The 24,118-nt window shown below is 52.4% G+C and carries 20 protein-coding genes; 3 read left to right on the top strand and 17 right to left on the bottom strand.

Annotated elements, in window-relative coordinates; all coding sequences use genetic code 11:
* Positions 1-25: 25 nt before the first annotated feature.
* The gene (locus tag NSS83_RS21765) at positions 26-3,166 is read right to left on the bottom strand and encodes an EAL domain-containing protein (protein ID WP_341346452.1); all 3,141 of its coding nucleotides are present in this window, start codon (positions 3,164-3,166) and stop codon (positions 26-28) included.
* Positions 3,167-3,464: 298 nt separating this feature from the next.
* Between NSS83_RS21765 and NSS83_RS21760 the strand changes: the two genes are divergently transcribed.
* Entirely contained in the window at positions 3,465-3,608 is a 144-nt protein-coding gene (locus tag NSS83_RS21760; RefSeq protein ID WP_171720322.1) for a hypothetical protein, read from the top strand.
* A gap of 260 nt (positions 3,609-3,868) precedes the next feature.
* Positions 3,869-6,163 (top strand): TPM domain-containing protein, encoded by a 2,295-nt coding sequence (locus tag NSS83_RS21755; RefSeq protein ID WP_341346451.1) that lies wholly within the window; start codon positions 3,869-3,871, stop codon positions 6,161-6,163.
* A 148-nt stretch (positions 6,164-6,311) separates the two neighbouring features.
* Here NSS83_RS21755 and NSS83_RS21750 read toward each other — a convergent pair whose 3' ends face one another.
* Positions 6,312-7,190 carry a LysR family transcriptional regulator gene (locus NSS83_RS21750; RefSeq protein ID WP_341182902.1) on the bottom strand — a complete coding sequence of 293 codons (879 nt, stop codon included), beginning with the start codon at positions 7,188-7,190 and terminating at the stop codon, positions 6,312-6,314.
* A gap of 115 nt (positions 7,191-7,305) precedes the next feature.
* Between NSS83_RS21750 and NSS83_RS21745 the strand changes: the two genes are divergently transcribed.
* A complete protein-coding gene (locus NSS83_RS21745; protein ID WP_341182903.1) occupies positions 7,306-7,758 on the top strand; it encodes a rhodanese-like domain-containing protein in 453 nt (150 codons plus the stop codon).
* Positions 7,759-7,859: 101 nt separating this feature from the next.
* Here NSS83_RS21745 and NSS83_RS21740 read toward each other — a convergent pair whose 3' ends face one another.
* The 15 genes from NSS83_RS21740 to NSS83_RS21670 form a co-directional block, all read right to left on the bottom strand.
* On the bottom strand, positions 7,860-8,648 hold the full coding sequence (locus tag NSS83_RS21740; protein ID WP_341182904.1) for a formate/nitrite transporter family protein: 789 nt from the start codon (positions 8,646-8,648) through the stop codon (positions 7,860-7,862).
* Between the two features lie 335 nt (positions 8,649-8,983).
* On the bottom strand, positions 8,984-11,530 hold the full coding sequence (locus NSS83_RS21735; RefSeq protein WP_341182905.1) for an S-layer homology domain-containing protein: 2,547 nt from the start codon (positions 11,528-11,530) through the stop codon (positions 8,984-8,986).
* Between the two features lie 158 nt (positions 11,531-11,688).
* Positions 11,689-12,783 (bottom strand): toxic anion resistance protein, encoded by a 1,095-nt coding sequence (locus NSS83_RS21730; protein WP_036723538.1) that lies wholly within the window; start codon positions 12,781-12,783, stop codon positions 11,689-11,691.
* A 13-nt stretch (positions 12,784-12,796) separates the two neighbouring features.
* Complete coding sequence (locus NSS83_RS21725) at positions 12,797-13,516, bottom strand: hypothetical protein (protein WP_341182906.1); 720 nt, start codon at positions 13,514-13,516, stop codon at positions 12,797-12,799.
* A gap of 36 nt (positions 13,517-13,552) precedes the next feature.
* Complete coding sequence (locus NSS83_RS21720; protein ID WP_341182907.1) at positions 13,553-14,608, bottom strand: ATP-grasp domain-containing protein; 1,056 nt, start codon at positions 14,606-14,608, stop codon at positions 13,553-13,555.
* The gene (locus tag NSS83_RS21715; protein WP_341346450.1) at positions 14,605-15,441 is read right to left on the bottom strand and encodes an HAD family hydrolase; all 837 of its coding nucleotides are present in this window, start codon (positions 15,439-15,441) and stop codon (positions 14,605-14,607) included. Before NSS83_RS21715 ends, NSS83_RS21720 begins: the two co-directional genes overlap by 4 nt.
* Positions 15,438-16,592: a cysteine protease StiP family protein gene (locus NSS83_RS21710; protein WP_341346449.1), complete on the bottom strand. Its 1,155-nt coding sequence runs from the start codon at positions 16,590-16,592 to the stop codon at positions 15,438-15,440. The genes NSS83_RS21715 and NSS83_RS21710 overlap by 4 nt, the downstream gene beginning before the upstream one ends.
* The gene (locus tag NSS83_RS21705; RefSeq protein ID WP_341348755.1) at positions 16,589-17,881 is read right to left on the bottom strand and encodes a phosphoribosyltransferase family protein; all 1,293 of its coding nucleotides are present in this window, start codon (positions 17,879-17,881) and stop codon (positions 16,589-16,591) included. The genes NSS83_RS21710 and NSS83_RS21705 overlap by 4 nt, the downstream gene beginning before the upstream one ends.
* 76 nt (positions 17,882-17,957) lie before the next feature.
* A complete protein-coding gene (locus NSS83_RS21700) occupies positions 17,958-19,166 on the bottom strand; it encodes an HpcH/HpaI aldolase/citrate lyase family protein (protein ID WP_051477877.1) in 1,209 nt (402 codons plus the stop codon).
* Between the two features lie 240 nt (positions 19,167-19,406).
* Positions 19,407-20,150 carry a TerC family protein gene (locus NSS83_RS21695; protein WP_036695602.1) on the bottom strand — a complete coding sequence of 248 codons (744 nt, stop codon included), beginning with the start codon at positions 20,148-20,150 and terminating at the stop codon, positions 19,407-19,409.
* Between the two features lie 27 nt (positions 20,151-20,177).
* Positions 20,178-21,500 (bottom strand): TerD family protein, encoded by a 1,323-nt coding sequence (locus NSS83_RS21690; RefSeq protein WP_341182910.1) that lies wholly within the window; start codon positions 21,498-21,500, stop codon positions 20,178-20,180.
* 94 nt (positions 21,501-21,594) lie between these two features.
* Positions 21,595-22,176 carry a TerD family protein gene (locus NSS83_RS21685; RefSeq protein WP_341182911.1) on the bottom strand — a complete coding sequence of 194 codons (582 nt, stop codon included), beginning with the start codon at positions 22,174-22,176 and terminating at the stop codon, positions 21,595-21,597.
* Positions 22,177-22,226: 50 nt separating this feature from the next.
* A complete protein-coding gene (locus NSS83_RS21680) occupies positions 22,227-22,802 on the bottom strand; it encodes a TerD family protein (protein WP_076161755.1) in 576 nt (191 codons plus the stop codon).
* A 35-nt stretch (positions 22,803-22,837) separates the two neighbouring features.
* Positions 22,838-23,434, bottom strand: a complete 597-nt coding sequence (locus tag NSS83_RS21675; RefSeq protein ID WP_341182912.1) for a TerD family protein — start codon at positions 23,432-23,434, stop codon at positions 22,838-22,840.
* A 111-nt stretch (positions 23,435-23,545) separates the two neighbouring features.
* The gene (locus tag NSS83_RS21670) at positions 23,546-23,992 is read right to left on the bottom strand and encodes a tellurite resistance TerB family protein (protein ID WP_076161751.1); all 447 of its coding nucleotides are present in this window, start codon (positions 23,990-23,992) and stop codon (positions 23,546-23,548) included.
* Positions 23,993-24,118: the final 126 nt, after the last annotated feature.

The following is a 24,118-nucleotide window of genomic DNA, read 5'->3' as shown; positions in this document are numbered from 1 at the left end:
TTGTCATCTAAGCCCATTCTCTGCTCTATTCCAGCTCGTCCGCTCCATACCTTCGCTGCGGAACGAGCAACTCCATCACCTGGCGCTGCGGCACCGGCCGGCTGATCAGATATCCCTGCACCTTATCGCAGTGTGCCTCCTGGAGGAAAGCCCATTGGCTGGCATCCTCAACGCCCTCGGCTACTACATCCAGGCCCATCTTATGGCCCAGAATAATAATCGTCTGCACAAAAGATTCGCTAAAGGCCTTATCGGCCAGGGAATCGATGAAGATTTTATCCATCTTAAGGGTAGAGATCGGCAGCTGCTGCAGATAGCTAAGGGAGGAATACCCCGTTCCGAAATCATCCAGGGCAATCCGTATCCCCCGGGACTTCAGGAACTCCAGCTTGCTGACCGTACTCCCGAACGACTCCATGAAGACGGACTCTGTAATCTCCAGCTCCAGACTGGATGCCGCAAGGCCGCTCTCCTCCAGACTGTCCAGCACAATCTCTACGAAATCATCCTGCAGAAGCTGAATAATGGAGATATTCACCGATATTTTGTAGGGAATGCCGGTCCGCTGATGGATGCTGTTCATGAACTTGCAGGCTTCCCGCAGCACCCATTCGCCGATATAGATAATCAGCCGGGAATCCTCGGCGATCTTAATGAAGGTGAGCGGGGAGACGAAGCCGAGGACCGGACTGTTCCAGCGGATCAGAGCCTCGAAGCCTGAGATTAGCCCGGTCTCCATCTGTACCTGCGGCTGATAATGCAGCTCGAATTCGTTATTATTCATCGCACTGCGCAGATGCTTCTCAATATTCATCCGGTCATTGAAGGCGGTATGCATCGATTTATCATATACGACGTAGGTGCTTTTCCCCTCTTCCTTAGCCCGGTACATCGCTACATCGGCGTTCTTCAGAATCTCTTCCGTTGTCTCGCCGTCTTCCGGGTAGAAGGAGATCCCGATACTGGAGGACACATACAGATTGCTCTCACCGATAAGAAAAGACTTGCGGAACGCACGCATAATATCCTCAGCCAGATTAAGCACATCCACCCGGCTCTCAATATCCTTGAGGAAAATCACAAATTCATCTCCGCCCAGCCGCGACAGCATATCCGCCCTGCGCACAACAGACTGGAGACGCTCACTGGCCTTGCGGATCAGAATATCGCCGGACTTGTGTCCAAGCGTGTCATTGATGTATTTGAAATTATCCATATCTACAAAAAGCAGCGCCGCACTGCCGCCCGTCCGGCGGAAATAACTCTCCATCGTCTCCAGCAGACTGAGCCGGTTCGGAAGATTGCTGAGCGAATCCATATACGCCAGGCGGTGCATATTCTTCTGATTCTCCAGCAGCATATCATATTGCCCGACAATCTCCTGCTGGGTCGCTGTAAGCTGCTCATAGGTCGCCTCCAGCTCCTGGTAGCTGTTATTCAGCTTGAATTCAGCCTGCTTGCGCTTACTGATGTCGATCAGGGAGCCGAGGAACAGGACAATCTGATCCTTCGGATCAACAATCGCCTTCCCCCGCACCTCGAACCAGATGTACTCGCCTTGTCCCGTTCTCATCCGGTATTCGGTTTCATAGATCGGGGTCAGTCCGGTAAGATGCTCCTGTCTGGCCTTACGCGCGGATTCCTGGTCATCCGGGTGAATAATGCTGAGGACACCTCCCTCAAAGGAGTTGATCTCTGCCTCGGTATATCCCATCACCTCGTACCACCGGTCCGAGAGCTTGTAGAAGCCGCTGTCCCAGTCCAGCTCCCACATGTAAGCACCCGAGCCTTCCGAGGCCAGGCGGAACCGCCGTTCGCTGACCCCCAGCTTATTGAACTGATCCTGCAGCTCCACCTCTGTGGCCGCCAGCTCCTCATAAGTGGATTCCAGCTCCTCATAGCTAAGCTGCAGCTTAAGCTCATTCTGCTTGCGTTCATCAATATCGATGCCGACCAGCACGAAGATATTCTCCGCCTGTTCGTCCATCCCCTTAATGAGGGCCGTGCGTACGGAGAAATAATGCGCACCCGGAGAATGGTCGGGCAGTCTCAGCTCGACATTGGTCACATAATCCTGAGCTGCCGCTTTGGCAAGGAGATCCCTAAGCACAGCTGCTCCAGCTTCCAGGCCGGTCAGCTCATCTATGCTTACACCAAGCACCTCCTTCTCCTTCAGCCCGGTCATCAGCTCGGCATATTTATTGAAGCGCACGCTCCGTTTGTCCCCGTGAACAGCCCACACAATCACCCCGGTATTCTCGATCACATCCTTGAAGAATTCCTGTTCAGAGTGAATCGTACGGCGCAGCCGCCGGATATACATCCGGAGCAGGACGGCACCGAACACCAGCAGAATGGTTCCAATGGAGAACACGGTAAAAATCCGGTTACGCATCTTTTCATTATAATGGTCGGAATGCACGAAGAAATACTGCTGGTACAGCTCTTCGAAGGCACCGGAGCTTACCAGACGCTCTAGCCTTGCATTGACGTAGGACACCAGCTCCGGCTTGGATTTGGTGATGCCGTAGGCCACATCCTGCGGATATAAATTGCTCATTCTGCGGATAATATTACCGGTTAAGCCCTGTTCTACAATCAGATAATCGACAACCCCCTGATTCTCGAACAGCAGGTCGATCTCACCCTGACGCAGAGCGTCTAGCGCTTCCGGTACGGTTGCATATTCTATGTATTCTGATGGCGGGATACCCGCCTCATTCTGCAGGACAGACTCTGCATATTGTCCTTTACCAACACCGATCTTGTACTTACGGAGTGTACCCAGCGTCACCTCACCCTGGAGTCCTTGACGCGAATAGACGGAAATATAGCTTTTTAGCACGGGCTTTGAGAAAAGAATGTCCTGCTTCCTCTCCTCGCTGACAGCCATCAGCCCGGTGGTATCAATCCCGCCCTCAGTCAGCCTCCGGTACGTCTGCTCCCAATTCCCGGTGCTGTAGTGGACGAGATACTCATTCTTCTCAAAGACCATGCTTGTCAGATCAATATCGAAGCCCGTCAGATAACCATTCTGTATGTACTTATAAGGCGGATACTCCAGTTCTGCCTGATACTTAATTTCCTGTCTTTCGGCATAAGCGGCAGCGGGGTGTGCAAGCATGAGCACAATGCTAATTAGAAGCAACAATTTACACCGCTTCATCGCAATTCTCCTTTATCCCAAGTAAGATCGGCCTAACTATGTATACAAGCTTATTCGACAAAATATGGTAGGGTTCCTGCTCCTTTTTTCTCATTTCCGATAATTTGTGCACATCCTGCGGGTTTATAACCTTGACTCTTTAGTGCATCATCTTAGATTTAATCAAAAACTTTAGATTTGTATTGCTTTTTGCGGTTAAAATGTGGATAATAACAGTAATGGTTGATAATGATTATCATTATTGGATGTGTAACATTCATTATTTTCTATATTTGAGCTAAAAGGAGACTGAACACCCATGAACGCAGCCACTACCCGGACCGCCCTGCAGGTTGACGATTACCTGGACCTGCTCAATCTTGCTGTGAAAGTCGGAGATATGAAATGGCAGAAAGAAATCAAGTCCCGGTTGCAGTATATCCTGTGCCTGCAGACCCGATAGTCCATTTCATACAGAAATAGATGAATATAGCTTACTTCTTACAGAAGAGGCGGTTCCAAAAGCCATGCAATGGCTGGTGGGAACCGCCTTTTGATTTGGAGCTTTTGAATTGGAATACGGATTAACGTGGGCACTCGGGTGGACGCAATCTTCCGCATTTCGGCGGCACCTGCATCTGCGGAGCTTAGATTGTTTAATGATATAGTATAATGATTAGCATACTATAACGAACAATAGCCTATAGATCGGAGTGTGTCAGATTGAGAAAAAACCTCACCCTCGTCTTGGTCTTGATATTATCGCTGCTGTGGATTCCGGGGGTCTATGCTGCGAATGTTCCTGCACAGCAGGGAGTAATTACGGATGAAGCCCGGCTGCTGTCTGCCCAAGAAGCAGAGAGCCTCACCCGGATTGCCACTACAGACCGGTACACCTTCCATGTCTTAACCGTTGATTCGCTGGCCGAGAGCGACATTTCCAGTTATGCTGCGGATGTATATGATACCTGGGGGCTGAAGTCCCGGGACATCCTGCTCCTGATTGCTTACGAAGATCATCTGACCGAGATCACCTTCATTAACCCCGGGCTGCAGGATGCGCTCGATGCCTGGTCCAGACAACAGGGCGGAGCTGCGGGCAGCGCAGCAATTAACAAGCTGCTGGAGAAATATTTCAATCCTTATGCCAGAAACGGAGATATCCCTGAAGGCATACGTTCTGTGATTCAGCAGATGCAAGCCATTGGCAGCAGCGGACAGAGCGGCAGTACCGGCAGCGGTACATCAGGTGCTGCCGCAGGGACGGCAGGAGCTGCCTCAGGCGCTAACAGCAGCGGTAGCGGATTCCCTCTCCTGCCAGTCGCAGGCGGCCTTGTCTTGGCCGCGCTGCTGATACTGCTGCTGTATGTGCTAATTACCGGACTGCGCCGCCGCAAGGAACTATCCGTACAGCGTGAGCAGCTCGCCGACCTGCTGGTACGGGCGAACCACGCTCTGGAATCCCTTCAGCCTTTCCAGGGGATTGTGCAGGGCAAGACCGGGGAGATGGTCGAAGGCATCTCGAAGCGATTGACCTCCCGGCTGGTTGAAATCTCTGCATTGCAGGCCGCCGGGCAAGCACCAATGCCGCCGTTCTACCGCTTGTCTGCACTCAAGGCAGCGGCAGAGCAGCTTCAGCAGACAGAGGGGGAATTCCGCGCCTCCCTGGAGGAAGAGGAGAAGAAGGTCGCGGTCATCAGCGATGCCGACCGGAACGTCAAGCAGCAGATTACCGAGCTGAAGCAGGCTGCCCCTGAGCTCGAGGAACAGCGGCAGCAAGCGGTCCGGGAGACCGGCTATACGCTGGAGGAGATTGCCCAAGATCTTCAGGAGCTGGCCGAAGAGACAGCCAAGGCAGATCAGCTCGAGCTGTTCGACCCGATCGCCGCGCAGGAGATCACAGAACAAGCTCAGAAGCTGCAAAAGCAAATTGAACAGGATGTGCAGGATGCGGGGGCCTTTGACGATAAGCTGAAGGGCTTCCCCGGTGTCCTGGCGGCTGCCCGCAGCCGGATTGCCGGGCTGATTGACCAGAACTCCCTGCACAATATGAAGGTTAAGCCTTACGACAGCCTGGAGCAGGCTTCGGCTGCCGCAAGTTCCATGGAAGCGCCGCTGCACAGCGGAGATATGGACGAAGTGCGCCGGATTGGCGCTGATATGGATGCCCTTCTGACTGAAGCCGTGGCTATGACGGAACGCCAGGCTATGATCCGGCAGAGTAACCTCAGGGATCTGGAGACTGTACGCAGCACATGGGCAACACTAAGCCAGCGGCGGAACGAATTGCAGAGCCGGCTTGCCGGGGCGAAGAACAGGTTCGCGCGGCAGCACCTGGACGCTCTGGAGAAGCTGCTGGAGGAGGCTGGCGGGGCACTGCGGCAAGGCGCGGCGGAAGTGCCGCAGCTTGAGACCTGGACCAGCGATGCACGCGGAGAGTATGACAATGCCCGCAGCGGGCTGGACCGGCTGCTTGCCTTGCAGGATGAGACGGCAAATAGCATGAATAGCATTAACAGCAGTCTAGACTCTCTGGAGGAGCGCCTGGACAGCTTGAACAGACTGTTCACGGAAGGGCAGAGCCGGGTGGATGCCGCCTACAATCTGCTGCACAGCAGAGGAATTGCCTCGCAGAACCGCTTCCAGCTGTCCCTGCTGCCAGAGTATACCGAGCTGGAGCAGCGTCTGGCCTCAGGTCCCTACGATCTGGATCAATTGGAGGAGACAGGACGCTCCTATGCTTCGCAAATCGCTTCCTTCGTAGAAGAAGCGAACCGGCTGGTCCGCCAGAAGGAAGAGGCCGAACGCGCAGCCAGAATGGCTATGCTGCGGGAGCAGCAGCGCCGGGAGCAAGCCCGCAGACGCAATTCCGGCCCGCCGGGCGGAGGATTTGGCGGCGGCGGACGCTCCTCCGGCGGCTCTTCTTGGGGCGGCGGCGGTGGTGGCGGACGTTCCTCCGGCGGCTCTTCATTTGGCGGCGGCAAATCCGGCCGGAGCTCCGGCGGCTCTAAGTGGTGAGCAGCAGCTTGCCGCTACAGCACATACTAACCCTAACAGTTGGGTGATGTAACAACTTATTCTGCGGCATTAAGCGAAATCAGGGGCATTCGTGTCCCTGATTTTTGCTGTCTTCGAACTTCAACCGTCCCGCGCATCCTCGCTCCAGCTAATTATATCCCTCCTGCATCATGGCAATGAAATCCGTGAAGGCTGGGGAGAGCTGCAGCTCCTTGCGGTAGATTAGCTGAATATAGAAACGTTCCTTTTGCCCCGCCAAGGGAATACCCGTCAATGCCCCCGTATGTAGTTCCTCCTCCACCGCATAGCGCGGCAGAAAGCCCGTCCCCCAGTTATGCTTCACCGCCTGCTTAATGCCCTCCAGATTCCCGAACTCCATGCCTACATGGGCAGCAGCGCCGGATTCTCTGAATACCTGGAGCAGCTGCTTCCGGTAAGTGCAGGTGTGCTCTGTCAACACCAGCGGCTCTCCCTTCAACTGCTCTGGAGTGACTGCCGTTTCGGCCGCCAAGGGGTGCCCCGGATGGGTAACGACATATAGCGCTTCTTCACGCAACGGCAGAGTGATCAGCTCGCCCGTATGAAAAGGAACGTCGAAGATCAGACCGAATTGAACGGATTTCGCTAGGACTGCCGCAATAATATCCTCTTCAGAGCCAGGCTGTACCCGCAGCTGCATGCCCGGATAACTCAGCCGGTACTGATGAAGCCGGTGAGGCAGAAAGTAGGCGGCCAGTGTCTCAATAGCACCAATGTTCAGCGTACCCTGGTCACCGCCGGTAATTACCGCTTTAGCCTCTTCACTCAGAACCAGCATCTGCCGGGCATACGGGAGCAGATTATGGCCGGCGAAGGTTGGAATCATCCCTCTGCCCGAGCGTTCCAGCAAAGTGGCTCCATACATCTCCTCAAGCTTGGCAATCTGTGCCGTTACACTCGGCTGGGCATACCCCAGGACCTCGGCCGCCCGCGTATAGCTCCCGTGATCCACCACAGCACAAAAGGTCCGTAAATACGTTAATTCCATATGCAGGCCTCCTGAATGATCAAACTTTTCGATATTTGATATTACAGACTATAAATAACTCCAATTATAAGTTCCCTGTATACTTAAACCAACTTAATTTAAGGAGGAAATGCGTATGAAAAGACAGGCAAAATCTCAAGTACTGGCTACACAGGCCGCAGACCCGGCGGATGCAGTAAGGCATTTCACAGCAAAAGCAGCATTCGAAACGGATGTCGCCGATGTTGCCTATGATCTGAGCGAAGGAATTACAGGTTTCCAGCTTATCGATGTGCGTGATCCCCGTTCTTATGCGGAAGCACATCTGCCGGGGGCCCTCTCTCTGCCGGGAGGCCACATACACAGCACTTCCCCGGAGTGGTCCAAGGAGGAGGTTCTGGTGGTATATTGCTGGGGACCTGCCTGCAATGGAGCCAGCAGAGCCGCTGCACAGCTCGCCGCACAGGGGTATTTGGTGAAGGAAATGCTCGGAGGCATAGAGTATTGGCGTAAGGAAGGAGGAGTTCTGGAGGGGACTCTTAAGGAGAATGCACCTCTATACTGGAATGTATCTGACAACTCACTATAATATCTCCAAGCTCCCTAATTCCGCTCAACAGATACACAACAGCACAGCAGCGATTCCCCATTCACCGGAGAATCGCTGCTGTGTGTCGATTATATTGCCGTTCAGTGAGGCTCATCCTCCAGAAACGGCTTGTTCACATAATAATACATAACCCCCATCAGCACACCACCGCCGATGAGATTGCCCAGTGTGACTGGAACCAGATTGTGCACGACGCCTCCCCAGGAGATCGTTCCGGGATGGTCCAGGACCAGGGCAATGGCGAAGGTACACATGTTGGCAATACTATGCTCGTACCCCGAGATGAAGAAGCAGAACACGAACAGCACCATAGCGAACATTTTGGCACCGTCGTTCTTCATTGACATCGGGACGAAGAAGGCCAGACAGACGAGCCAGTTACAGAGAATCGCCCGGAAGAACAGCTGCATCGCCGGAGCTTCCATCTTATGGGCCACCACATTCAGCAGGAACCCGTTGACAGAGGAATCATAGAACAATCCGGTCAGAAAAATAAGCAGCGCAAACGCCGTAGCTCCAAGAATGTTGCCCAGATAGCTAACGACCCACATCCGCACAACCTCGGTCCATGCCAGCTTGCGCCTCAGTGCCGCATAGGTGTAATAAAAAGTATCCCCGGTGAACAAATCACCCCCGCCGTAGGAAATCAGGATAATGGCTGCGCCAAACGTGATCGCAGCCATCGGATAGGTCATCGGCGATTGTTCCATATAGAAGAAGTTGCCGGTCTTAAAGGCTACGATTACGCCGAATCCGATAAACATGCTGGCGAGCATGGCCCTGGCAATGTAACGCCATACGCTTTGCCGGAAAATCTTCTGTTTCTTAAGTGCAAGCTTCTCTACCTGCAGCAGTGCCTCGTTCTCCATTTGACCTCCGTATTCACTTTATATTTTCAGCGGTGCCGGAAGACTGATGTACAGCCTCCAGGCTATTATACCCAATAAACCACTGGAAATTGCTTGAATCACAGAGCATCAATAATTTATGGATTCTGCACACTGTCCGCACCCTTTTCACAGGCCGTTATCCTCCCGATCATTCAGGCTGGCAATCGCCTCCGCCTTCTCACTGCTGGCTACGACGATAAGCACCACGATCAAGCATCCCAGAATCATCCCGCTTATCCCCTCTTTCTCCACAGGTCGCCTTAGTGACAACGTATGTGGAGGAGCGGGATAATATGAGTAGGATTAGCGGAGAATCAGTCAGTCAAACCGCCAATATAATAATTAAGCGCCTTATAATTAGCATCATAGAACAGGATAATGTAGTCTTCCGGTTGTCCGTTCTGCACCGCATCATCAGATAACTGAATTCGCTCATAAGGATAGATACTGTTAATATTCCGGTAATCATTTAAATACTTCACTGCGGATTCTGCAGTGAATTCTTGCTTAGCTGCAACTAACGCTGATTTATAGGTCGCTGTGAAATAGACCGCCTCGGGATGCGTTTTCTGATAATCTTTTACAGATACATAATCTATACGGGTACCGTTGTTATAATCCCGGACTAACTTAATGCCGTCGTGAATTTGGGTCGCTGTACCATCCCATACAGGCTGCTTAGGCGTGAAATCAACCAGCTTTGTGGCGTAACGTATGGCTTGTCCTTCTTTGTTATAGTAGACCACAGTCACATAATTCTGTCCGCTCTTATCTGTTACCGCAAGAACGGAAGTCTGAACATCAGCAATATTAATTTTCCCATAGGGGCTTGGTTGCTCTAAATCTTCTGCATGAACAGGATTGGCTGTAATATAATACGAGAAGCTGCCTATGCTTCCCTTCAATTCATCCGGGAAACCCATTAAATTCATACTTATTGTCTTGCCGTTGAATTGATTATACCCGTCAATAATTGCGGATTGAACCAGATCCATATTTTGAAGTGGTCCCGATCTCTTGGCGTCCATAAGAGCTGATACAGCATTCTTAAGCTTAGTCTTGCGTTCTCCCCAATTGAAAGAATCATCAAAAGGCAAGTAGGCTCTATAAGCCCTGTTCACTGCATCTTCATCCATTAAAGTTACATTCGAAGGAAGCTCGTCAATTCTTTTCATGGCTGCTTCTAATTTCAGGTCTGTGCTAAGCATCACCTTGCCGGTGTAATATCCCAACGCCTTCATCTCGGAATCGAGGAAAATAATGGTGTATTCGTCTTCGTTATATGTTTTGAAATTATATAATGTGTCATAGGAAAAAGGGATATAGCCCGGTGATGAAGCACCTACTGCTGCATTAGAGGATACTGTGGCATCAACTGCACTGACCCAGCCGTCTCTGTACACTTTACGCGAAGCATGAATCATATCATTCAATTCCAAATTCAGTTTACTGTCCATATAGTACTTCGGTGTAATTGTATATCCCACTGCTCTTCCGCCAAATTGCAGAGCAGCATCTTCCACATCAATAGTATCCCGATAATATACTTGGGAAGACACGGTGCTGAATTTCTCCTGGGTAATAGTCACACCACTGTGCAGTAACATCATACTGTTAGAGGCCTCAGTAACTGTAGGCTGCAAATTCACCTGTTGAGTATAGAATCCGGTCACTTCATTAGATGAATTCCGTACTACAACCGAGACATATTTATCGCCTGCTGCGCCAATCTTACTGGCAGGAATCCAGATGCCCGTCTGCTTGCTCAATGAGTAGCCCGTACTAATAGAAGCGTACTGGAGATTGGTAAGCTCCCAGTGGAGATCTCTAGAGCTGATCGGCTTCGCGGTTACATAATAAGTAATACGGTCATTTAGGCCCACCGCACTCCCAAGCACTCTGCTATAATCAATTTCCAGATAAACAGTATTCGTCACTGTGTTGTCAGGACGAGAGGTAATGCTGATATCAAGGGCCGGGAGCTCCTTAACCGGTAATTCATTAACAGGTTCCGGGCTTGGTGTTGGTGTTGGAACCGGCGTTGGTGTTGTAGCCAGAGCCGGGGTTGGTGTTGTAGCCAGAGCCGGGGTTGGTGTCACCTGAGGACCACCACCACCGCCGCCGCCACTACCACCGCCACTTCCTCCCGCAGCTACAGCAGCAGTTGCAGTTGGTGCAGCTGTAGCTGCGGGAGGAGCCGATGGTGTTACGGCTGGAGCAGGCGTCACCGCTCCCTGTGCAGATTGACCCGTTCGAGAGACTGCCGCATCAATCAGCGCCAAGGATTCTGCACGGGTCAAGGCTTTGACGGGCCCGAAGGTTCCATCCGGGTATCCTTTAAGGACTCCCGCCGTGACTGCTGCTGCAATACTCCCCTTGCTCCAGAATGCCATCTGACCCGCATCACTGAAACCCTTCAAGACCTCTGTGTCACCCGCGCTGAGCTTCAGCAGCTTAGTGACTATAACTGCCGCTTCCTGGCGGTTAATCGGGGCATTCGGGCGCATCTCATTGTTGAAGCCCTGGATATATCCAGCCGCTACAGCCTTCGCAACCTCACTATACGCCCAACTGGCAGGCTGCACATCGGTGAATTTCACCTTACTCTGTTCCGTAAAATGATAAGAACGGTTGATGAGTGTCATGAACTCCGCTCTGGTTATGGTCTGGTTCGGTTTAACCGATCCATCCCCGAAGCCTTTAAGCAAGCCGTTATCCAGCCAGCTCTGAATCGTTTGCTGAGCCCAATGCCCCTCATAATCCTTTGTCACTGCAGACTCGGCTGCCGCTATCCCCATAGAACCAAACAGTATCCCCGCTCCAACTATACCTGCCAATATTCCTGTTAGCTTCCTGACCATCAATATTCTCTCCTTGTATGTACGACTAGAACCTTCTCATAATAGCTCACCGGAATATATTAGTAAATTAGAAATTTAACAGTAAAAAAGCCTGCTGAATACCTATCAGCAGGCTTATCCATCATTCTATAAAAATTGTACCAGCCACATTCAAATCATCAGTTCAAAAAGCTGCTCAGCCCGCTCTCCGCCTGCTTCAAAGCCTGCGGCTGTGAGCCTTCGTTAAGCCCGAGCCGGTTGTTCAGCTGGGTGTTGATGGTGGTCATTTTGGACGTATAGTCCTGACAGCTCTCGATGATCCGCCGGTTGGACTGCTCCGAGGTATCCAGGGCGCTGAGCAGGTCGCCAATGGCCTGATTCACGGCTTCCAGGGACATGGACGGCTTGGAGAGCAGCTCCGTGGTCTTCTCGGTCGTCGTGCGCAGCAGCCGCGCATTCTCCTTGAACTGGTCCTCGATGGTCTTGTTGGTCGCTTCCACCGCATTGATTACATTCTCCTGATCGGCCAGGGACATGGCAATCATCGCCGAGACGGTGATCAGGTTAGAGGTCTTATCAATCGCGTTGTTTACCGAATCAATCAGCTTGTCATTATTGTCATTGATGATATCTGTTGCCGCAATCGCCTGATTGTAGAGCAGAATCATCTCGGTCATGGACTGAATCCGCACCATAACCTTGCGCAGCCCCCGCTCCAGATACGCTTTGCGGAATTCATTCTCGGGCTTGGCGATCTCAACCTCGAACAGCTCCTTCAGCTTGTTGCCGAAGGCGATCTTGGTCTGGAGGTTATAGATCTCCTCCATGGAGGTACGCTTCAGCTGGCGCATGTTAACGATGCTCTCCTCCAGCGTATCCCGGCCGTCACGCAGACCGGTGATAATGGCATCAATGTTGGTGCGGACCGACTGATATTTGTAGACATAATTCTTGAGCGGGCTTTTGCGCAGCATTTTACCGAAGAAGCTGACATTCTTGCTCTGCTGAAGGGTCTCGCACTCATTACGCAGCTTCATAATCATATTGGGCACTTCCACCCGCTTGCCGCTCATCAGATCATTGACGGGGCGGTCCAGCAGCTTCAGCGTCTGGCCTGCCTTCTCCTGCGTCTTCACCCCAAGCTTCCCGATATCATCCATCAGGGAATCCAGTGCCACCGTGTCTGTCTTGGCTACCTGTTCAATTAGCTGGGAAGCCTCCTGAACTACCTTCTGCTCATCTTCTTTTCTAAGCTCAATTAACTGCGTAGACATGGTTCTCCTCCTCCTATAATTCGGAACTGCTATATCGCTGATGTATCAGTTCCGCCTTGGTCTGAAGTTCCATCAGGTCTTTGTGCTCGATCGTGGACGCAATATCGGAAATTTTGGCATCGACATCACGCAGACCGTTCAGCAGCATTCTCCGGTTTCTTGTCTTGGCCTCGCCGCCCAGGCGCAGGAACGGGTTGATTACTCCATTAAGGTCCTTCAGCACCAGCCTGCGGACGGTATGGTTGATCTCGCCGTTGCCCAGCTCCTGCAGCAGCGGAATAACACGCTGCAGTCTGGCGAACAGTGCCAGCGACTTCTCGACAATCTCATTGTCCAGCGTATCCTTCTGCCCTTCGGAGATAATCATATCCTCCAGGATTCCGAGATACTCCACCACCGGGGCGAACTCTGCCCCGATCTGTATTTCCTCCCTGTGCCCGGCTCCCGGATGGGCCGTAGAAGCCTGTCCCGCCGCAGCTGCAGGAGCAGCAGCGGCAGCAGACGAAGCCTGCAGCGCGGCGGCGGACGCCGCCGGAATCGCCTGCGGCTCCTGCCCGGCAGGAATCACCTCCACCGGGAGATTCACTCTTGTGCGCCTGAGCTCCGGCACTGCAAGTGCTGCCCCAATTACCGGAAGCAGCAGCGAGACCAGCTCAGGCAGGAAGCCGCTGGTCAGTACGGCTACGACATAACCGGCACCGGCATACGCCAGTACTTTGAATTTAGCTTGCATTCCTTCTCACCTCTTATGAGCGTGAATGCTACACGCTCAATTCACGGAATCCGTAATGACGGATTCTCCGTTTATTCTCATGATCAGCGGCTGCTCGACATGGCTGGCCAGGACGTTATGCTCGAACGATGCAGGCAGAACCTCGCCGCCGAGCGCGCTTTTGACAGCCAGATAGGGGAAGTTAATTCCGGACAGACAGGAGATATGCAGGCCGCCGGACATCCGCGGGTTAATCTCCAGCAGCTTGGGGACGCCGCCGCTGTATTTCATCTGGATATTGAAATTGAACGGAATCCGGTAGGTCTCAGCCACCCTGCGGGCCACCTCCGCAAGCTCCGGGATATACTCCATCAACCGCAGACGGCCGCCTGCCTTCCGGCGGGGGACTGCAGCCAGCAGCCTGCCCGTCTCATCCGACAGGCAATCAATACTATATTCATATCCCTCCAGCAGCTCCATCACCATCAGGTTAGGAAAACTCCCGGCTTCTGCAAGGATGCGGTAAGCTTCCTCGAAGGAGATCAGCGGAGTCACATGACCGAACAGCTCCTCCACGGGACTGCGGTCATTATCTATGATCCGGAATCCGAGTCCGCCTTCCGTCTCGGTAGGCTTGAAGCAGACCTTGTGTCCTTTAGCTGCGAGGTCTTCATAAGCTTCCCTGAACTCCTCTGCATTACTAACTACGTGATAATCAGGGATTGTCATAATCCCGGTGGTTTTCACACTCTCGTAGAACTTGCCTTTGTCCATGATCATCTCCAGCAGATCCAGATCACGGCAGACCAGCACCTTCGTCCCGATCTCATCAAACAGCGAAGCATGCAGCGCGATATCCAGCATATGCAGCCGGGGGATGAAGATATCAATCTCGTTCCGGCGGCAGAAGTCAACACAGAACTGCACATATTCAATGCCTTCGAGCGCCGGCTCGGTCCCGGCCACATCCGCGCCTTGCAGCGACATATGGTGGATATCCGGGTGGGTCGCGAAGATTTGCACCGGAATCCCGTCTTCATTGCCCCGGATGAGATTCATGTAGTGATAGGCAACAGAGAACCAGCGGTTGAAATATATATTTACCTTTTTCATGGTGGCGGTCCAACTCCCAATGCTGTCAAATGTGTATAAATCCTGTGAACATACTGCATAATCTCATCCGCGGCAAATACTCCCGGCCGCTCAGTAAACGGATACTCTAAGTGTACTAAACCCGCCTGCTGCTCGGCAAATATTTCTCCGTGGCAGGGGGCTATCGCATAGTCGGCAGCGGCGAGCAGGCTCTTGTCCAGAAGGGAGTCCCCGGAGGCGACCATCGGCTCTGAGTGCACGGTGCGGCGGACATGGAGAATAGCATCGCTTTTGTTCACCGCCTCCGGCACGATATAGAGCTTGCGCCCCTGTAGGGATACCTTCCAGCCAAGCTCACCCAGCCGCTGCGCCATCCGGGCAATCTCCTCCAGCGGCAGCAGATCCCGGTGAACCACGAAGGTATAGAACAGCTCATCGCAATAACGCCGGCTAAGGATCCATTCTTCCCGGACGACCGCGCGCACGATGCCCTCGGCTTCTTCAGCCGCAGCAGAGCCGCGTTCCACCGCTCTGCCTACAGCCGTCCGCCATTCCTGATCCACTACCCCGTTCACAAGAATATTGCCTCCATTGCTGGTGATGGCATAATCCGGAATGACCGTCTCCTGGAACAGGTTAATCCGCCGGTACTGGGCAATCGTACGTGTAGTCACCGGCATGAAGACAATCTTCGCCGCCAGTTCTATCAGTGTAGCCAGAGCCTGCTGTGAGATATACGATACCGTCCTGCCGTCAACGACCTCTGCCGGAACCAGACCGGGGGTATCCTCAGGAACGCCTATTGCGCTAAGAGAGTAAATCAGCGTGCGGTCCAGATCGCTGGCGTAGATCATTCACTCTCCCCTTTCAGCGGCTTGATGATTCCGCAGCAGGAGTAGGTCAGCCCGGGATAGACCTCTACCGGCACGCCCCGGTCCTCAGCCAGCAGCAGAATATGCCGCAGGTTGGGATTGTCCAGCCTGTCGACAAGGATCCTCCAGGGCACTCTGCGCAGCAGTACACGCGTCGTTTCCCCCACTCCGGGCTTCACCAGATTAATATTATCTATGCCGAAGGTATCCTGAATACTGCGGATATCGGCCAGCCCCTGCCAGGTAAGCTCCGGCGGATGCTCAAGCATCTCCGCAGCCTGCGCTAACGCCTCTGCCGCTACTTCAGCGAAATACGGGGTAATTGCATCAACGAATACGTTGGACAGATCACTGTCCAGCCATTCCTTGTAGAATTTGGCCCCGTGGAATTCCTCAGGCCCGATCAGATCATCGCGGAGCACCGTACGGCTCATCAAGCCGGATACCGTAGAGTTAAGGCAGGCGCTTGGAATCAGATAATCCTCCCTGGTACCGTAGGTTCCCGAGCAGTGACCGGGATCAGCAAGTACCGCCAGATCGTCATTTAGCGTAATGCCATATTTCTTATACATACTCTCACAGGCCTCTATCAGCACCTGCCGGATGGCCCCCTTGCCGGTCCAGCCATCGATAAATTGTAGCTCGGCATCCCTTCCATGCTGCTGTAGCATGTAGAGCACCGCATTCTCATCAATTCCCTTACCGCGGATAATCGAGATGCTATAATGCGGAAGATCCGCTCCATATTTCTCAAGAATATAACGTTTGATCAGTACCCCGATAGGAGTGCCCGCTCTCGCCAGGGAGACCAGCACGGTATTCGCCGTTCCCCGCCGGGCAACAATCATCTCGGACACCACAGCTACAGCCAGCGCCACCTTTCTCGCAGTCTGCTGCAGCGTCTCATGAAACAATTCGATATACTGTTCTGTCGGCTGGTATTCCACCGGAAGCATCTCCGAATAATGCACGCCGGACTGGATCGCTTCCTCCCGCTCCGCCGTCCCCCGCTCCAGGGATACATTGCTTAGATCCTTGAGCAGAAAGGTAACGTCGGAAGCAGGATAACTGCCCAGTGCCACCGGAGGAGATATTCTTCTATTGTGAATGGCTTCGATATCTATTCCCTTCATAGCCCTGAGCCTCCCGTAACTGGTTCTGGGCTGAGCACAACAAGATGTACCTTATTGCCCGCCAGCCTCTGTAAAATATCCGTCATCGGCGCAATCCGCTGCCGGGGCACCTCGCGCTCCAGCAGGACGAAGATATCGTCATACTGGCCGGGGTCCACATTATAGATGAAATTCGTGATCTCCGTATCGCCTGCGGACGGATAGGCAGCGGCGCTGTGCACACCGTAATCCGCACGCCGCTCGGGATGGATCGGACTGCGGGTTGAGGACTGGTACAACACGCCCTCTCCCATCTCTGCGGCGATCCGCATCGGCAGATACATGAACTCGCCTACGCCCATCACCAGCGTACGGGCTCCTTCACGCAGTCCCCGGAGCTGCCTGGCCACGCGGCTGACAGCTGCATCCATCTGCGCATTATCCGCAGACTCCAGACCGAAGCGGCCGCTGTGCTTCAGATATGGCGATGGATTGATAACGCCCTGCCCATCCGCCGAGGTTACAAGAAGCCGTTCTAAGCCGTCGAATGCATAAGTGGTTACAAGCTCTGCGTCTGTGGAAGCAGCGGCTCCGCTATCAGCTGCGGCCTGCAGCTGCGGTATTCCCTCCACCTTGATACTTCCCTGAAGCAGGGATAAAGCGGTTATACGAATTCCCAGCTCCTGCTCCAGATCACGGTAAGCCTGGATATTAGCTTCACTCCGCCAGTCCAGGAGAGAGGCCACTACATAGTCCCTGCGCGGAAATTTGGACTGGATGTCCCGGATCGTATTAATCGCCGTATTACCGGTCGTAATCTCGTCATCCACCAGCACAATCGGCTCTGTCCCCGATAACAGTTCAGCATTCAAGGCATAGCACAGATGATCTACGGCGTGGGAATGCTCCTCTTCAAAAGTGACCACCGATTCCAGCTCAGGGATCAGCTCACGCGTGGTATGAATATAAGACGCACCGCCAGCGAACGCATTATACATGCTATGGCCCAAGGCGGTAGCGGTTTCGGCGAACCCGATAAACAGAACCGGCTGCGGCAGAACCAGTTGCGCAGCTAGCAGCGCATGATAAGCTTCTTCCGCAACTTCAGGATGGATCAGACCATGAACGGCCTGGTTCATCAGCGGGTCCATAACCTCCCGGTCAGCGGTATCCGCGCTCATCTCCAGATACAGCAGCAAGGCGAGTGCCGCTCCGCTGAGCAGCGGGGTATACGGACCTACGGGAATATGCTTGCCAAGGACTTTGCTGACAAACAGGAAGGAGCGCTTCTTATTGATTCGTGCAGCCATGGAGAACAAGGACTCCACAGGCATATGAAAAGGATTCGAGGTTTCTGTTACCGTAACCTGCAAATTCTCGACGATATTAAACGTGTGTGTATTCGTTCTCGGGTAGTAATCCGACAAAATGCTGTTGTTCATGTAACACCCCGTATATTTGAGATCGTAATAAAATTCGTCTGGCCCAGTTCAAATGAGGCTTGATTTCATTCATTTTGTTATAGTATTCACTCTTGAACACGCCGCGGCTGCCATCGTTGCTGTCTACAATACTTAAGGCATCCACATACTCTTCATGCATTACAGTATACATTGCCTGCACCGGTCTGAGGTGGGAAGGGTGGATAATGGTTTTGCCCACAATGCCGTTCTCCTTGTCCAGAATCACTTCCCGGATCAGCCCGTCCATGGAGCTTGAGATGAAGCTGTTGCGCATCTCGCGGCCATGCTTGCCGTAGGTATCCTCGAAGGGCGTCTCCCGCAGCTGCGGGCGGAGGACCCGGTGCCCCTTGCTGGCAAAATACTCCCACACAGGACCCGAGATCACGTATCCTTCCTCCACACGGCCAAATACGTTAATGATATCCGACATGCAGTCGCGGATCGGTGTCAGATCATAGATGCTGATATCCGGGCTGCGCCGCAGTCCGAACAGGCTGGAGAAGTCCGTTGCTCCAATCCGGACATTCAGCACATACTCGCGGTATTGTCCGAGCAGATCCCGGACCCCAAGCAGCGTGTCCATCCGGCTCTCCCGGTAGATGATCGGCGCATTCTCCAGAATCGGCATCCCGTACAGCACCGGGGCGGAATAGCTGCGTGTGTCATTGTAATCGGCAATAGCCTCGAAATAATCCGTACCGTTCTCTACGGAGAATTTGGGGAAGACGAAGCCGGTCAGCATGGTGATTAATGATCCGAGCCTGAAAATCAGATCTCTCAGCTGTGCAGGGTTACGTACGCGGATGAACAGCAGCGGAAGACTGCCGCGCTGGTCCGGCTCATTCTCTGCATAAGCAGACAGAAACGCCAGATGCCTGACGATGGACTCTTCGGCATAATCCACTTCACCGTCCCCGATGGCATCCTCCAAATCTATGATTACCGTGATAAGCCCCGAGGCTCTCAGCTTAATAATATCTTCGGCAACACTGGCACGGGTGGCCGGCATATAAAGGGCTGCTCCGACGGCATAAGCCAGTAAATCCTTGCGGGTAGTATGATCAAATGAAACCGGCGGAACATGGAATAATGAGGCTTCCTGTTCTTGTGTGAGGTAATCGAAATATCTCAAGGCCCTTCCCCCTTAATGTTGTGCCAGCACAATACAAATGGCCTTTGGCTGCGAGCAGAACCAGCTATGCCGTCCTCTCGGGGACGGTATCCGGCTTTCTTTGAACCCAAGCAAAGGCCATGCTATAAACCTATTACGATTACCCGAAAGGCGTGCCGGAGTCCACCCTTCCCGTGAACCCCGCGCCTTCCTGCACAGCTATAAAGGATAAAGAGATGAAGCCTGCAACTCAATCAGGCATCAGGCCTTGTGGTTCTCAGCCTTCTTGCGTTTGCTTGCGCTATACACGATAGTACCTGCAAACACCGCAATTAGAATACCGAAGAAAATTACATGCGGCAATTCATAGCCGAAGGCTCCGGCAAGCATTTTACCGGCAATCAGTGCAATAAGCAGGAATGCCGTTTGTTCCAGTTCAGGATATCTTGCGATCAGCTTGAGGAACACCTGTGCCACACCGCGCATCATCAGTACGCCGAGAATACCGCCAAGGAAGAGTACCCAGACTTCAGAACTAAGACCGAATGCTGCTACCACGCTGTCAATACTGAAGGCAATATCCATTAATTCAACCAGGAGGACCGTCTTCCAGAAAGAGGCACCTTTATTCTTAATCTCGCCATCTTCACCGCTGCCCTTGAACAACCCTTTGTAGGCAATATAGAAGAGATACAAGGCCCCGAGTACCTTAACCAGCGTAAATTTGACGAGATAGGTCCCCAGACCAATGGCCAGGAATCTGAATAAATAAGCGCCGAGTATCCCGTAGAACAAAGCCTTACGCTGCTGCTCCTTCGGCAGGTGCTTAACCATAACCGCCAGTACAAGCGCGTTATCTGCTGACAACAGACCCTCCAGCAGAATCAGACTTCCGATAATCCCCCAGCTGACAGGGTCGGATAGTGTCCCTGCAATATCACTCCATGAGAAGAAATGCCCGTAATTCTCACCGATACTCCTAAAAAAATCACTGAACCAGTCCATTCCACTTGCGCCTCCGGTAATATCAAATTATTTGCTTCCCGCTACCCAGCGAAGCCCCCAGCCATAAGCCTCATCCATCTCTTTGTGACCGCTGAAATATTGCACGAGCCGTTCAATACTGAAGGTCTCGCCCTCCACATTGCGGATCAGCGCGATGGCGCACATGCCTTTACGGTTGTTATGCTCGTCCAGATTCACGATAATATCCGGTCCTCCATCCTGCTTCAGGGTAACCACTCCATCCGCCTCAGACCAATTGGTAACTCCTTTGTAAATAAAGGCAAACACCAGAATCCGTTCGATCTGGGCTACCTTACTTCCGTTTATACGCAGATTCTCGCCGGATGTTACGGAGCCGGTCCGGTCATCTCCATCAAGCATGATGTAAGGCGGCTGCTGGAGATTGCCGAACGCATTGCCCAGAGCCTGCACCACGCCTTTGCTGCCGTTCTTCAGCTCATACAGACAAGCCAGATCGAGGTCCACCCCGCCCTTGTTACGGCTGAACAGTCCTCCGCCCTGCTTCTGGTTCCAGTTCAGGTTAATCAGCAGCTCACCCAGTCCGGAGGCCGATTTCTTCAGGTTAATCGAGTCGCCCTTCTTCTTCAGTTCAATCTTCTTCAGATTGAGATTCAGCGCCGGTGCGGGGGCAGCCTCCTGCTTAGGCGGTGCCGGTGCGGGCGGTGGCGGAATCACAATATTCGGTCTGGATGACTCTGCGCGGGGCGGCGGCACCTGAAGCGGCGGGCGTGCCGGCGGTGTCTGTTCCGGCGGCTTGGCTGCCGGTGCAGGCTCGTCCTCAACTTCTATGCCATAATTGCCGCAGAGCGCCTTAAGCCCGCCCGAGAAGCCCGCAACAATTGCACTGTATTTCCATTCTTCACCATGTCTATATAATTCTCCAACTACAACAGCCGTTTCCACAGAGAACTGATTTCCGAGGTTACACCGCAGAAGCTGTGCCCCTGTCGCCTGATTCACGATCCGGCACTCCGCTTCACTCATTTGTCCGAACATCTGCTTGCGGTTTTCTCCGTCATACAGAGTAAGCGTGAAGGCAATCTTCACTATGTTTGCCGGAATTCTGTCCAGCGAGACCTCAAACTGCTTCGTCCCGCCCGCAGCCGTACCCGGCACATCTTTATAGGTGATAAAGGGAGTAGACGGGTTATTGTAAAAGATCAGATCGTCGTCACTGCCCACTTTACCGCCAGCTCCAAGCAGGAATGCGGAAGCATCAATATCCATGGAAGACGGAGCTTTCCACCCGATCTCAACCGTAATGCTGCGGAGCCCCGGGTTTCCTTTGGTCAGATCTGCTTTCTGTCCTTTGACTACTTCTGTATTCATTCTTACGCCACCTTTATACATGGATAAGAGCGCAACTTATCAGATTTTGTGTATAAAAAGGGCAGGATCGATGATGATCCCGCCTTTGAAGCTCTTATTGCGCGTCCAGCCCGTAGTTTTTGCATAATGCGCTTAGTCCGCCGGCGAAGCCGCTGCCGATCGCCTGGAATTTCCAATCCGCCCCCTGGCGGTAGAATTCACAGAAGACTACAGCCGTCTCGGTGGAGAAATCCTCGCCCAGATCGAACCGCAGCACCTCACGGTCGCTGGATGCATCTACAACGCGGACAAAAGCGTTGGAGACTTGTCCGAAGTTCTGCGCCCGGGCCTCATAATCATAGATCGTGACCGTGATCCCGATCCGCTGAATATTGGCAGGCACCAGACTGAAGTCTACGATGATCTGTTCATCATCCCCGTCACCTTCACCTGTACGGTTGTCGCCTGTATGGGTTACAGAGCCTGTACCGCCAGTCGGGTTGTTATAGAATACAAAGTCATTTTCGCTTTTGGCTTTGCCGTCCTCATGCAGCAGGAATGCGGATGCATCAAGGTCGAAATCCTTGCCGCCGCTGTACTTGTTTGTATCCCAGCCCAGTCCTACTACAACTTTGGTCAGACCCGGATTCGTCTTGGTAAGATCAATCCGCTGTCCTTTGGAAAGACTGATCGTCACTGTCAAAAACCCTCTTTCCTTACAGATTTAATTCCCGTAATGTCAGAGCCTTATTGCAGACCGTAATCACGGGTCAAGCCGGCCAGACCGTCCTTATAGCCGCTGCCGATCGCGTTGAATTTCCATTCTGCGCCGTTACGGTACAATTCACCGACAACTACACCTGTTTCAACGGAGAAATCTTCACCCAGGTCAAAGCGGATCAGTTCCTCACTATTCGCATCGTTAACGATACGCACATAAGAACGGGATACTTGTCCGAAGTTCTGGCTTCTGGATTCTGCTTCATAGATGGTAATGGTGAAGGCAATTTTGTCCACATCTGCAGGAACATTAAGCAAATCGACTTGAACCTGCTCATCGTCTCCGTCGCCTTCCCCTGTGCGGTTATCGCCGGTGTGCACGACAGAAGCGTTCTCGTTCTGCTTGTTGTTGAAGAAGATGAAGTTGGACTCCTTGTCCACTTTACCGCTGGCATTGGTCAGGAACACCGACACATCAAGGTCAAAGTCCTTGCCGCCATCATATTTATTCGTATCCCATCCGAGGCCGACTGTAATTTTGGACAAGCCTGGATTCGTTTTGGTTAAATCAATTTTTTGTCCCTTGGATAAGTTAATAGCCATGAATAGAGCCCTCTTTTCTCAAATTGGATTTAGATTTAGATGTAACGTTCTGCCAGCTGGTTGATATGCGCGGCGTGGGCCGCTTCACCGATGGCTGCGAATTTCCACTCATCGCCATGACGGTACAGCTCGCCGCAGATCAGTGCCGTGAAGCCTGTATAATTGTCTGTCAGATTAAACTTAACCAATTCTGCATTGCCTGCCGCATTAATAATACGGATATACGCAGATTTGATCATGCCGAAATCCTGCTTGCGGTTCACCGCATCGTAGATGTTAACCACAACAAGGACTTTATGAACATCGGCAGGAATCGACTTCAGATTCACCATGATCTGTTCGTCGTCCCCGTCTCCCTCACCCGTCAGATTATCTCCCGAGTGAACTACAGAGTTATTCGCATTCTGTTTGTTGTGAAAGCAGACGAGGTTCAGCTTGTTCGTCAGCTTGCCGTTCTCATTCAGCAGCAGCGCTGAAGCATCGCAATCAACATTCGCCTGTTTTTTAACCCCAAAGAATCCTCTTGCCGGTTCGGCAGGGTCCCAGCCCAGTCCTACGATTACGTTAGACAGTCCGGCATTGCCTTTGGTTAAATCGATCTTCTGACCTTTTACCAGATTAATTCCAGCCAACTTGAAGTACCTCCGTTTCCAGATAGAAGTGTGCTTGCGGGTGTTACATCAGTGATACGGCGGTCCATCGCCTAAAGTTTCAGGAATTAGCAAATGAAATTCAGCCTGTAATTACAGGCTGAATTCACTTGGGCTGAGTCCCAATACGCTGCAGATATTCCGCACAACCGCTTTCTCATGCTCATCGAAGTCGCCGTCCGCTGCACCAATCGCCGAGCATACGCCTACGATCAAGCGTCCAACCTCCGGTTTGCCGTTAAACTTTCCGATGGCCTTAAGCGCTTCCTGCTTGCCGATTTCCGGCGAGAATTCGAAGTTGCTCACATAGTAATTGAACTGCGTGATAACATCTCTCATGTCAAATACCTTGAGTTCATTGCTGAGATTCATGTATCCCGCCATCTTGTTCTTCTCAGCTTCCTCAATCTTGCCGTCAGCCGCAGCGACCAGCGCACAGCCCGCTACTACCGCGTTCATAAAGTCTTTATTTTTAAATTTTTTCACTTGATCCGTCAGTCCGTTTTTGGTGGTATTCAGCCAATTTTTGAATGTGCTCATCGTATTCTCCTTCTATCATTATGGAATTATGACCAGCAGAAGACTATGCCTGCTTATTAAGCACCCTATCCTTTTCTGCCGGAAATATAAGGATAAATCATTATGCAGAGCCGCTGTCATCCTTAT

It is taken from the genome of Paenibacillus sp. FSL H3-0469 (assembly GCF_038051945.1).
Lineage (GTDB): Bacteria > Bacillota > Bacilli > Paenibacillales > Paenibacillaceae > Paenibacillus_AQ.
This window is presented reverse-complemented; position numbering and strand designations above follow the sequence as displayed.

Excerpts from the sequence above, each read along its gene's own strand:
- NSS83_RS21765 (WP_341346452.1), bottom strand. The coding sequence starts at position 3,166 with ATGAAGCGGTGTAAATTGTTGCTTCTAATTAGCATTGTGCTCATGCTT.
- NSS83_RS21760 (WP_171720322.1), top strand. The coding sequence starts at position 3,465 with ATGAACGCAGCCACTACCCGGACCGCCCTGCAGGTTGACGATTACCTG.
- NSS83_RS21750 (WP_341182902.1), bottom strand. The coding sequence starts at position 7,190 with ATGGAATTAACGTATTTACGGACCTTTTGTGCTGTGGTGGATCACGGG.
- NSS83_RS21745 (WP_341182903.1), top strand. The coding sequence starts at position 7,306 with ATGAAAAGACAGGCAAAATCTCAAGTACTGGCTACACAGGCCGCAGAC.
- NSS83_RS21740 (WP_341182904.1), bottom strand. The coding sequence starts at position 8,648 with ATGGAGAACGAGGCACTGCTGCAGGTAGAGAAGCTTGCACTTAAGAAA.
- NSS83_RS21735 (WP_341182905.1), bottom strand. The coding sequence starts at position 11,530 with ATGGTCAGGAAGCTAACAGGAATATTGGCAGGTATAGTTGGAGCGGGG.
- NSS83_RS21730 (WP_036723538.1), bottom strand. The coding sequence starts at position 12,783 with ATGTCTACGCAGTTAATTGAGCTTAGAAAAGAAGATGAGCAGAAGGTA.
- NSS83_RS21725 (WP_341182906.1), bottom strand. The coding sequence starts at position 13,516 with ATGCAAGCTAAATTCAAAGTACTGGCGTATGCCGGTGCCGGTTATGTC.
- NSS83_RS21720 (WP_341182907.1), bottom strand. The coding sequence starts at position 14,608 with ATGAAAAAGGTAAATATATATTTCAACCGCTGGTTCTCTGTTGCCTAT.
- NSS83_RS21715 (WP_341346450.1), bottom strand. The coding sequence starts at position 15,441 with ATGATCTACGCCAGCGATCTGGACCGCACGCTGATTTACTCTCTTAGC.
- NSS83_RS21710 (WP_341346449.1), bottom strand. The coding sequence starts at position 16,592 with ATGAAGGGAATAGATATCGAAGCCATTCACAATAGAAGAATATCTCCT.
- NSS83_RS21705 (WP_341348755.1), bottom strand. The coding sequence starts at position 17,881 with ATGGCTGCACGAATCAATAAGAAGCGCTCCTTCCTGTTTGTCAGCAAA.
- NSS83_RS21695 (WP_036695602.1), bottom strand. The coding sequence starts at position 20,150 with ATGGACTGGTTCAGTGATTTTTTTAGGAGTATCGGTGAGAATTACGGG.
- NSS83_RS21690 (WP_341182910.1), bottom strand. The coding sequence starts at position 21,500 with ATGAATACAGAAGTAGTCAAAGGACAGAAAGCAGATCTGACCAAAGGA.
- NSS83_RS21680 (WP_076161755.1), bottom strand. The coding sequence starts at position 22,802 with ATGGCTATTAACTTATCCAAGGGACAAAAAATTGATTTAACCAAAACG.
- NSS83_RS21670 (WP_076161751.1), bottom strand. The coding sequence starts at position 23,992 with ATGAGCACATTCAAAAATTGGCTGAATACCACCAAAAACGGACTGACG.